Genomic DNA, 11,688 nt, shown 5'->3' with positions numbered 1-11,688 from the left:
TAAGGGAGTTGATATTATCAAGGAAATGATTAATAGTGCTCTTGACCCGACAGGCTATCTGAAATATCAAAATATTGAAGTTAATTATGCAATGTTTATTAAATCACAGAATATTTAAACCATAGCCAATACTTTTCACAAAATCACCAACTATTTTTGACCACATTACCGAGAAAACAAAAGAATATTTCGAGTGTTTTATAATTTCGGGTGAAAATACCAAATCCTTAATTTTATTACACCTGCAAAAATCTTTTTTCTTATATCGTCCCGGGTTAAAAACTAAACCCGACCTCTTCGATAAAATATTTTTTTTCGCAATAAGCACATCGAACTTCAACCGGAAATTTGCCTGCCAGCTCAAAACGTGTTTGCACCTGTTCAATATTTGTAATGCAATTTGAATTAGGGCAAATAATATGTTGCTTAATTTCTTTGGGAATATCAATGCCGAATTTCTTTACAACTTTATAATCGTCAATAATAATAAGGGTTGCCGTAGGTGATATAAGAGCAATGCTGTTTGCTTCTTCTTTTGAAATTTCACGATTTTCAATTTTAATAATATCTTTCTTTCCCATTTTTTTGCTTGATAAATTAATACCGACCATAATTTCTCTTTTTGAACTTCCGATATTTAAAATCTCTGCAACTTGAAGGGCTTTTCCGGCTGTTATGTGGTCTATAACGGTTCCGTTTTTTATGGGGTCAACCTTTAGTTTTTCTTTGTTCATCTCTTTATTTCTTTTTTAGGTGTTATCAGTTATAATTTTTTGCTGCAGATTTTTTATTTAATATTTTAAATTCAATAAAGTTGTGATAATTGCTTGTCGCATAAACACTCCGTTTTTTGCTTGTTGAAAATAATATGCATATTCGGTATCGTCAACTTCGGTGGTTATTTCGTTAACACGAGGCAGCGGATGCAAAACTTTGAAGTTGTTTTTTACGCCTTCTAATAATTTTTTGGTAATAATATATGAATCTTTTACTTTTTCGTAATCTTCCAAAACGGCAAATCTTTCTTTTTGAATTCTTGTAACATACATAATATCAAGCTCAGGCATAACTTCTTTGATGTCTTCAATTTCATTATATTCAATGCCTTTTTTATCTAAATCGTCTTTTATGTAATTAGGCATTTGCAAGTGTCGGGGAGAAGCAAAGTAAAACTTCGGATTAAAGTCTGAAAGAGCCTGTGCCAGAGAATGTACCGTTCTGCCGAGTCTTAAATCTCCTACCATTCCTATTGTTAAGTTTTTTAAAGTTCCTTGTGTTTTTTGAACGGAATAAAGGTCAAGCATAGCTTGCGTAGGATGTTGATTTGTTCCGTCGCCTGCATTAATTACGGGAATGTTTACGGTTTCGGCAGCAAATCTAGCAGCACCTTCAATAACATGTCTCATAACAATTATATCGGCATACATGCTTATTGTCATAAGCGTATCGCTTAAAGTTTCGCCTTTTTTTACGGATGTTGAGCTTGTCCCAGATATGGAAAATGTATTTCCTCCGAGTTTTTTTACGGCTGTTTCAAAAGAAAAGTGTGTGCGAGTTGACGGTTCAAAAAATAGCAAAGCTGCTAATTTGCCGGTCATATCAACATTTATTTTTTTATTTTCAATTTTTGCTGCTAAGTCAATCAGTTTCAGTATATCATTACTGCTGACATCTCGCATTGAAATTAGGTTTTTCATTTTTAAATGTTTATTTGGTGATTTGTCTATCTGTTTTTTCCTCTTGCAGTTTGTGTCTCTCTGAGTTTGTTGAGTTTATTGCCTATACCTTCAATTAAAGGTCTTTGCTGATTTTATAAATATTTTTTGTTAATTTTCTTGATAAGTTCCAAACATTAAGTTTCTCAAAAGAATAAAGTCTCATAAATTTAAAATTATATTACTTATTTTATATTAAACCTTAAAAACAATTTACCAAATAAACACTTAAGCAAACAAAGCTTAACTGTTATACGCCTTCCAAGCCCTGTCTCTGTATTCTTTTGCGGTTTTTGTCGGATTATCACTTTCAATAATTCCTCTGCCTATAATTATACAATCTGCTCCGCCTTCCATTGCATCTTCAACTGTTGTGTATTGTTGCCCTGTTGCATCTTTTCCTTTTTCTAATTTTACTCCCGGCATTAACATTAATTGCCCTTTCGGAATTTTATTTTTAAGTTTTCTTAATTCTTCTTTTGTATTTGCATGACATATATATCCGCTTACGTTTTCGGCATATTTTTCGCCGATATTAAAAACATTTCGTGTGTATGTATCGTTCATTAAATTCCCTTTTGAAGACATTTTTGCTAATAAAAATGAACTTTTGTTATCAATGTTTTCAAAAAGTCCTTGCATAATTCCTTCGCCCGGAATTGCATGAACGGTAATGAAGCTTGCCCAATCTTTTATTCTGTATATTCCGTTTCGGTATTGTTTTTTTACGGTATTTCCTATGTCGGCAAATTTTCGGTCTTCAAAAATTAAGAAGTTGTGTGTAATTGAGTATTCTTTAAGTTTTGTAATGAAACTTTTGTCAAAATCTTTTAAAATATCAACATGTGTTTTTACCATTACAATATGCTCTGCTGTTTTTTCAAGATAATCAAAAAAATCTTTTTGATTATCAACATCAAGAGATAAAATGATGTTTGTTTTTTTATCTTTAATTTTATTTTTCAATATTTTAGTTAAATGATTTTCGATACTTTTTTCTGTTGACTTTGAAGGGCTTATGCTGTTTGTAAATTTTTTAATATTAGATGCTTGTGCTTTTGTAATTCTGTTTGCGGTTTTTAAAATTTTAGTAATCTCATCTAATTTTATTAAACTGTGAAGTTTGCACCCTGTTTTCTTAATTTTTTCGGAAATATTGTTGCTTCTGTCAATAATAACGGCAAAATCAATAATTTCAAGACCTTCTTTTCTGAATTTTTCGGCAGTTTCAAAAAGACTTTCTCCTGTTGTGATTAAATCGTCAATAACGAGACATTTATTTCCTTCTTCAAACTTTCCGATAATGCTATTTTTAGTTCCGTATGCTTTTTCTTCTTTTCGGATATAAATTAAGGGTTTATCCAAAATATCTGCTACGAGTGTTGCAATCGGCAATGCCGTGTAGGGAATTCCGGTAACATAGTCAAAATCTAAATCTTGAACTTCGTCAACCAGTAAATCAACAATACCGGAAAGTATTTCGGGATGCGAAATCATATCTCTTAAATCAAAGTAGAAGGGGGATTTATGTCCGCTTTTTAAGGTAAACTCTCCGAATTTAATTGCACCTATATCATGCAATTTCAGTATAAACAGTTCTTTTGTCATTGTGATATTTATTTTAGTTGTTTTAATTTTTATATTTCAATTCTCCGTTAACAAATGTCATTATAACATCTCCTTTTCCTGCCGTTCCTTCGTAGGGTGAATATTTAGCTTTTGTATTAAAGTTTTCGGCTTCTATTTTCCAAGTTTTGTTTAAATCTATAATTGCTAAATCTGCAAAATAACCTTCTTCAATTTTTCCCCTGCTTTTCAGTTTAAATATTTTTGAACTGTTTAAAGATGTTATTTCAATAAGTTTTTCTAAACGGAAACTTCCTTTACTAACTTCATTTAAGAGCAAAGGTAATGAAGTTTCTAAACCGGGGAAACCGGAAGGAGCTTCCGTATAATTTTTTAATTTTTCGTTTCTTTTATGCGGAGCATGGTCAGTTGCTATTGTATCAACCGTTCCTTCAATTATTCCTTGTAAAATTCGGTCGTTATCTTTTTTTGTTCGTAAAGGCGGATTAACTTTTCCGAAGTTGCCGGCTTTTTCTAATATTTCTTCATTAATTAATAAGTGATGCGGAGATGTTTCGCAAAACACATTACATTTATCTTTATTTTGCATCACTAAATCAATTTCTTCGGCTGTTGAGGTATGTGCCAAATATAATTTGTTTCCGACTTCTTTTGTAATATTAATTAACAGTTCCGTTCCTTTTATTGAACATTCGCGATTACGCATAAAGTTATGATTATTAACGGTAGGATTATTAATTTTTGCAGAATAATTTTCAATACATTTTTGCAGTTCGGTATGAACAATTACAGGCAAATCATATTTTAGCGAAATATCAAATATTTGCTTAATAATTTCAATGCCACCAACAAATTCGTTTGAATTTGAACCGGCAAGAAATAATTTCAGAGCCGCAACATCTTCCGGTTTGGTTTTCAAAATTTTAATAAGTTCAGGAATGTTTTGAGAAGTTGCTGCAACATTAAATTTATAATTAATTTGGGAAAGCTTTGCTTTTTCTCTTTTTAAGTTAAGATATTTTAAATTTACAGTGGGCGGTCTTGTGTTAGGCATATCAAAAATTGTTGTAACACCTCCTCTCAGTGCGGCCGCGGAAACAGTTGTCCAATCTTCCTTTTCGGCTTGTTGTAAATCTCTGACATGTACATGGGGGTCAATTATTCCGGGAATTACAAACCGGTTATTAATATCAATTTCATTATCGCAGGCAGGAATATTTTTTCCGATATATGAAATAATTCTGTCCTTAATTAAAAGATTTTGTATTTCATTATTAATATTACAATTTTTCAGAAGTGTTAGCATATTTTATAATTGCTTTGTTTATTTTTTTCACTATTGAAGCTCCTTCATATATAAACCCTGTATATGCCTGTACAAGAGATGCTCCCGCATTTAGTTTTTCAATTGCATCATTTGCGTTTATTATTCCTCCGACACCTATTATCGGAAGTTTACCCTTTGTTTTTTTGGAAATATATTTAATAATTTCGGTTGAACGATTTTTTAAAGGTTTGCCGCTTAAGCCCCCGTTTGCAATTTTTTTTATATGTTCATCGGAATATGTTAAATTTTCTCTTGAAGTTGTTGTGTTTACGGCAACTATTCCGTCTATTCCGGTTTTTTTAATAATTTCGAGGGTATCATCAATTTGCGGAAAGGATAAATCGGGTGATATTTTTAATAAAATTGGTTTCTGTTTGGTTTTTTCTGAGTTTATTTTTTTAAGGCTTGTTAATAAATCGCAGAGAAGGTCTTTGTCTTGCAATTCTGTTAAATTGCAAACATTCGGACAACTTACGTTAACCGTAAAGTAATCTACATAAGGGTGTAAACCATTAAAACACTTTATATAGTCATTGTTTGCATCTTCGTTTGATGTTGCAGTATTTTTACCGATATTTCCTCCGACAATTATTTTCCCTTTTCTTTTTTTAAGTTTTTTTATTGCAGCAACTAAACCGTTGTTATTAAACCCCATTCGGTTAATAATTGCTTTATCTTTTTTTAGCCTGAAAAGTCGGGGTTTAGGGTTTCCTTTTTGCCCGAGCGGTGTAACAGTTCCTATTTCGACAAATGAAAAGCCGAAACCGTCAAGCACATCAAAAACTTCTGCGTTTTTATCAAAACCGGCAGCCAACCCGACAGGGTTTTTAAATTCAATTCCGAAGACGGTTCTTTTTAAGGCTTCATTATTTGACATAAAAAAAACCCTTAAAAGGGCTTTCATACCGGGAATTATATTGAGAAGTTTTAAGAGATTGATAAGTAATCCGTGAACATTTTCAGGATTAAAAAGAAATAAAACAGGTCGAACAATAAGTTTATACATTTCCTATTTTTTTACAAAGATAATATTTAAACAATTATGTAAGGGCAAGTTTTAATATTTTATTAACGGAATTGTTGTGTTTTTATTAAGGGCGGTTGGCGGTAAAACTTTGTCAAAGTATAATTGATTTAGTTATAGTTGTTAATAAAAAAACATGTTATAAAAACGCTTATTTTCACAAATAGTGAACAGGATTGCAAATAAACTATTCAAAAACAGTTGCTCTTTTTAAGTCATCATTAAATTCGTTAATATATTTTTGTTTTGTTTCTTTATTCCAGTCCAAAAGTTCGGACATAAAATTTGCCGTTTCGTCCAATATCGGGTAAATCTCTTTTATATAGAAGAAAATCATACCTGTTCGTCTTATAAAAAAATCGGCAAGTGAAGTTGCTGCTTCAAAATTAACACAATACCAAATTTCGGCTTTTAACCAAGCAATTTTTGTGTCTTTGCATTCATTATAATAATCATAAGCCTTATTTGTAACATAATCAATATTTGTTCCGTATCGGTAAAACAAAGTTTTGAAATTTGACGTTGATATTCCTGTTTGCTTTGCTTCATCATATTTCATGTCGGCATATTCAATAAGCTTGTGTTTTTCAGGGTAAAAAGGAAATTCGCCTCCCGATAATCTCATGTTTTTTGTTTGACATTTTACAAATTCTCTGTTTTCAAATTTTGCCAAACGTTTTGCAACAATTTTAACAATGTTTTTTGCCATTATTCGATATCCTGTCAGCTTTCCTCCTGCAATTGATATTAAGCCGGTATCCGAATGAAAAATTTCATCTTTTCTTGATAATTCCGAAGGGTCTTTCCCTTCCTCGTGTATCAAAGGTCTTAAACCCGACCATGCCGATTGTACATCCTCATATTTAATATTTGCCTTCGGTGCAATTCTGTTTACGTTTTTTAATAAATATCCAACATCTTTTTTTGTAATTGTCGGATTTTCAAGCCCTTCACTATAGTCAGTATCAGTTGTTCCTATATAAATAATATCTTCTCTCGGAATTGCAAACACCATTCTTTTATCTCCTGTATCAAAATAAATTGCATGATTTAAAGGAAATTTTTTCTTCTCAATAACAATATGAATTCCTTTTGTGTGATGTATTCTCTTTCCCTTTAACGAACTATCCTTGCCTCGTAATTTATCAACCCACGGCCCTGTGGCATTAACAATGTTTTTTGCAAACACTTTGTATTTTTTATTTGAAATAACATCCGTAAATGTAACACCGATAACTTTATTCTTTTCATAAATAAAAGAATCTACTTTGGCATAGTTCAATAAATTAGCACCGAATTCCGTTGCTTTTTTTAAAACTTCTATGGTTAATCTTGAATCATCAGTTTTATACTCATAATACAATGCTCCCGATTTCAGCAGGTCGCTGTCAATTAACGGAACTTTTTCAATTGTTTCTTTTCGGCTTAACATTCTTCTGTTTTCTTCTTTTTTTACACCTGCCAAATAATCATATACATATAATGCTATTGAGGTCGTAAATTCACCAAGGTTTCCGTCTTCAATAATAGGTAAAATCATTTTTTCGGGAATAACAATATGTGCTGCATTTGTATGAACAATTTCTCTTTCTCTTCCCACCTCTCTTACAAGTCCCAGTTCTAAATGTTCCAAATACCTTAACCCTCCGTGTACAAGTTTTGTTGATCTGCTGCTTGTTCCTGCTGCAAAATCCTGCATTTCCAGAAGTCCTGTTTTTATACCTCTCGAAGATGCATCAAGAGCAATACCTGCTCCTGTAATTCCGCCGCCTATTATTAAAAGGTCCGATTTGTTTTCAAGAAGCTGTTTTATTTGAAAATCTCTGTTTTTTAAAGATAGTTTCATTATTCTTATTTATTTAAATATAAAATATTTAATACAAAGATATTTTCTTTTTTGTTTTCCTGAAAGTTCGTCTGTTATTATTCAACATTTTTATGCTTTAAAAATAAATTTTGATAACTAAATATATTTAATAATTTTGATATGTTTTTTAACTTAATATTTAATACAATGACCATAAAAAGAACTTTTGATTTTATCGATTATGCATTAGAAAACCACCCAAAAGACGATGCTTTTTCCGTAAAAAGAAACGGTAAGTGGGAAAAATACAGTACTGACTTTATAAAAAGGCAGGCAGATTTATTCAGTTACGGACTGATTGAACTCGGTTTTAAAAAGGGCGAAAAACTTGCAACGGTTTCTAATAACAGACCCGAATGGAATATTATTGATATAGGAATGGAACAAATAGGAGTTGTTCATGTGCCGGTTTACCCTACAATCGGAGAAACGGAATATGAACACGTACTTTCTCATTCCGATTCTAAGATGCTGATAATTTCTTCAAAAGAAAGATATGATTTTATTAATCCTATTGCAAATAAAATAAAAGAAATTCAAAAAGTTTACACAATTGACGAGACAGACGGAATTCCGAGCCTTAAAGAAATTATTGAACTCGGTGAAAAAAATAAAGAAAAACATGCCGGGACATTAACAAAAATGAGAAATGCCGTAAAAGAAAATGATTTGAGTTCTATTATTTACACATCCGGAACAACAGGTTTGTCAAAAGGTGTTATGATGACTCATAAAAACTTTGTAAGCAATGTAATTGAATCTGAAGTTGCCGTTCCGAAAGATGCTGAAACAACTCTCAGCTTCTTACCTTTAAACCATGTTTTTGAACGAATGCTTAACTATTTGTACACCTATATGGGTATAAGCATTTATTATGCAGAAAGCATGGAAACAATTGTTCCGAACATTCAAGAAATTAAACCGCATATGTTTGCTGCTGTTCCTCGAATTTTTGAAAAGGTATATGACAGTATTTATAATAAAGGCTTGGAATTATCCGGAATTAAGAAAAGTTTATTCTTTTGGGCATTAAAACTCGGACAAAAATATGACGAAACAAAAGACCAAGGAGCAATTTATAATGCGAAATTAAAATTAGCAAATAAATTAATTTTTGTTAAATGGAGAGAGGCTCTCGGAGGAAATATTAAAGCTGTTGTTTCCGGTGGAGCAGCATTACAGCCAAGGCTGGCAAGAGTATTTGGTGCTGCGGGCATTCCTGTTTTGGAAGGGTACGGATTATCTGAAACTGCACCGGTAATTGCTGTAAACAGACTGGGAGAGGTGCAAGCCGGAACTGTCGGAGAGTTATTAAAGTCTTGTGAAGTGAAAATTGCAAATGACGGTGAAATTTTATTTAAAGGTCCGAATTTAATGCCCGGATACTATAAAGATGAGGCAAAAACAAAGGAAGCAATCGATGCTGACGGTTGGTTTCACACAGGTGACACCGGTGAATTAAACGGCAGAATCTTAAAAATAACCGGAAGAACCAAAGAGATTTTTAAACTTTCAACGGGAAAATATGTTGCCCCTGAGCTTGTTGAAAATAAAATTAAGGAATCTCCTTTTATTGAGCAACTTATGGTTGTAGGTGATGCTGAAAAATATACTGCAGCTATTGTTTGTCCCGCATTTGAACATCTTCATAATTGGGCATCAAGGCATAACATCAGTTTTAAGGAAAACATTGATTTAATTACCAATAAAGAAGTAATTGAAAAATATGAGGAAGAAATTGAAAAGAAGAATTACAAGCTTGACAATGCAATGCAAATTAAAAAATTTTCATTAGTTTGTGAAGAGTGGACACCTGAAACAGGAGAACTTTCCCCCACGTTGAAATTAAAAAGGAGGATTTTAGTGAAAAATTATAAAATAAAATTAGATTATTTATACGGATACTCGGATGACGAAGGATTCTTGGCAAAATAACCGAAAATTTTAATAAAAAGGGTTGCTTAAAATTTTAAGCAACCCTTTTTATTAAAAACTGTCGAATAAACTTGACTTTAACCAAAAAATAAACTATTTTTATATATGTACATTTATTTTCTTTTATAATTAGATAAAAAACGCAACCTTTTTCTAAATTAAACCGTAGAATAATAAATGCCCGGAATAATTACGAAACACAGTTTTGATATAATAAACAAAAAAAGTAGCCGATGGAAGTAAAAAGGACATTTGATTTTTTAGACATTGCTTTAGAAACCTTTCCGAAAGAAAACGCATTTAATGTGAAAAGAAACGGAAAGTGGGAATATTTCAGTACAAATACAATTAAACAGAAATCAAATTTTTTCAGTTCTGCATTAATTGAACTGGGGCTTAAAAAAGGAGATAAAATTGTAAGTATTTCTAATAATCGTCCTGAATGGAATATTGCAGATTTCGGAATGGCACAAATCGGAATTATTCATGTTCCTGTGTACCCGACATTAAATGATAAAGGCTATTCTCATATTTTTGCTCATTCTGATGCAAAAGTTCTTTTAATATCATCTAAGGAACTTTATAATCAAGTTAAGCATTTTTTGCCTGATATCGAAACAATTGAGCATGTATTTACCTTTGATAAGGTTGAGGGTGCTCACAATTTTGGAGAACTTTTGGATATAGGCGAAAATGAATTTGAGAAAAACAGCGGAAAAATTCAACAAATGACGGCTGATGTTAAGGAAGGTGACATTAGCTCAATTATTTACACGTCAGGAACAACAGGGACACCAAAAGGAGTAATGTTGACCCATAAAAATATTGTAAGTAATGTTATCGCATCAAGAGATGCCGTTCCCGAGGGTGTTGAAAAAGCAATAAGTTTTCTTCCCATAAATCATGTATTTGAAAGAATGATGAATTTACTGTATGTTTGTGAAGGTATGGAGATTTATTATGCAGAAAGTGTTGAAACATTAGTTGATGATATAAAAGATATAAAACCACACGTTTTTGCGTCTGTTCCGAGGTTGTTGGAAAAAATTTATGATAAAATATATGCAAAGGGACTTAACTTAAAAGGAATTAAAAAGGGACTGTTTTTTAGTTCTTTACGTACCGGTCAAAAATATGAAGATTACAAATCACAAAATATCTTTTTTAAGGCAAAACTTGCATTAGACAATAAACTTGTTTTTTCAAAATGGAGGGAAGCACTCGGAGGAGAAATAAAAGTTATTGTTTCAGGAGGAGCGGCATTGCAACCAAGGCTTGCAAGAGTATTTGGTGCAGCAAAAATACCTATTATCGAAGGATACGGATTAACAGAAACTTCGCCTGTTATATCCGTAAACAGAATAGGAAACATACGTGCCGGTACAGTAGGTCAGTTACACAAAACTTCCGAAGTAAAAATTGCACAAGACGGCGAAATACTATTCAAAGGACCTTGTTTAATGAAAGGTTATTACAAAGATAAAGACAGAACAAGTGAAGCTATAGATAAAGACGGTTGGTTTCATACCGGAGATATGGGAGAGTTAAATAACGGGATTCTTAAAATTACCGGCAGGAAAAAAGAACTTTTTAAACTGTCAACCGGTAAATATGTTGCACCTCAATTAGTTGAAAACATAATGAAAGAAACACCGTTTATTGAGCAATTAATGGTTGTCGGAGAAAATGAAAGGTTTTGTTCTGCTGTTATCAGTCCGAATTTTGAATATTTAAAAGAGTGGGCAAAAAGACATGAAATAAATATAGATAATAACGAAGACTTAATTAAAAATGAAGAGGTTTTAAATAAAATTCAACGTGAAATTGATGAGTTGAATTTAGATATAGATGAATCAATGGCAATCAAAAAATTTGTTCTTGTTAACAAAGAATGGGGACCTGACACAGGAGAACTTTCTCCGACTTTAAAGCTGAAGCGAGATTTCCTTACAGAAAAATACCTACAAGAAATAGAATCTTTATATAATGAAGATTAACAACAACTGCTTTTGTACGTTTTATCTTGATTAAAAAACAAAAAATCAGCTTAATAAAAGCTGATTTTTTCTGTTTCAGGAAAATTTTCTTTGTAAAACGGTTTAATGATCAAAAATAGTTGGTAAAGAGTTCTGTACACTATGTAAACAATGAGAAAGAAGAAAGTTTGTTGAAATCAGTTTCAATAAACTTTTTTTGTTTTATGAAAAGTTCAAAAAAAAGCGTTGTTGGGCTT

Annotated in this window: 8 protein-coding genes; 2 read left to right on the top strand and 6 right to left on the bottom strand. The window is 31.8% G+C overall.

Annotated elements, in window-relative coordinates; translation table 11 throughout:
- Positions 1-275: 275 nt before the first annotated feature.
- The 6 genes from pyrI to L3J35_13370 form a co-directional block, all read right to left on the bottom strand.
- Entirely contained in the window at positions 276-734 is a 459-nt protein-coding gene (gene pyrI, locus L3J35_13395; protein MCF6367179.1) for an aspartate carbamoyltransferase regulatory subunit, read from the bottom strand.
- A gap of 57 nt (positions 735-791) precedes the next feature.
- A complete protein-coding gene (pyrB, locus tag L3J35_13390) occupies positions 792-1,697 on the bottom strand; it encodes an aspartate carbamoyltransferase (GenBank protein ID MCF6367178.1) in 906 nt (301 codons plus the stop codon).
- A gap of 261 nt (positions 1,698-1,958) precedes the next feature.
- Entirely contained in the window at positions 1,959-3,323 is a 1,365-nt protein-coding gene (gene pyrF, locus L3J35_13385; GenBank protein ID MCF6367177.1) for an orotidine-5'-phosphate decarboxylase, read from the bottom strand.
- A 22-nt stretch (positions 3,324-3,345) separates the two neighbouring features.
- Entirely contained in the window at positions 3,346-4,608 is a 1,263-nt protein-coding gene (locus tag L3J35_13380; GenBank protein ID MCF6367176.1) for a dihydroorotase family protein, read from the bottom strand.
- Positions 4,583-5,635: a quinone-dependent dihydroorotate dehydrogenase gene (locus L3J35_13375; protein MCF6367175.1), complete on the bottom strand. Its 1,053-nt coding sequence runs from the start codon at positions 5,633-5,635 to the stop codon at positions 4,583-4,585. The genes L3J35_13380 and L3J35_13375 overlap by 26 nt, the downstream gene beginning before the upstream one ends.
- Before the next feature lie 205 nt (positions 5,636-5,840).
- Positions 5,841-7,499, bottom strand: a complete 1,659-nt coding sequence (locus L3J35_13370; protein MCF6367174.1) for a glycerol-3-phosphate dehydrogenase/oxidase — start codon at positions 7,497-7,499, stop codon at positions 5,841-5,843.
- A gap of 168 nt (positions 7,500-7,667) precedes the next feature.
- Between L3J35_13370 and L3J35_13365 the strand changes: the two genes are divergently transcribed.
- The gene (locus tag L3J35_13365) at positions 7,668-9,455 is read left to right on the top strand and encodes a long-chain fatty acid--CoA ligase (GenBank protein ID MCF6367173.1); all 1,788 of its coding nucleotides are present in this window, start codon (positions 7,668-7,670) and stop codon (positions 9,453-9,455) included.
- Between the two features lie 233 nt (positions 9,456-9,688).
- Complete coding sequence (locus tag L3J35_13360; protein MCF6367172.1) at positions 9,689-11,452, top strand: long-chain fatty acid--CoA ligase; 1,764 nt, start codon at positions 9,689-9,691, stop codon at positions 11,450-11,452.
- The last annotated feature ends 236 nt before the right edge of the window (positions 11,453-11,688 follow it).

The organism is Bacteroidales bacterium (genome assembly GCA_021648725.1).
Lineage (GTDB): Bacteria > Bacteroidota > Bacteroidia > Bacteroidales > JAADGE01 > JAADGE01.
This window is presented reverse-complemented; position numbering and strand designations above follow the sequence as displayed.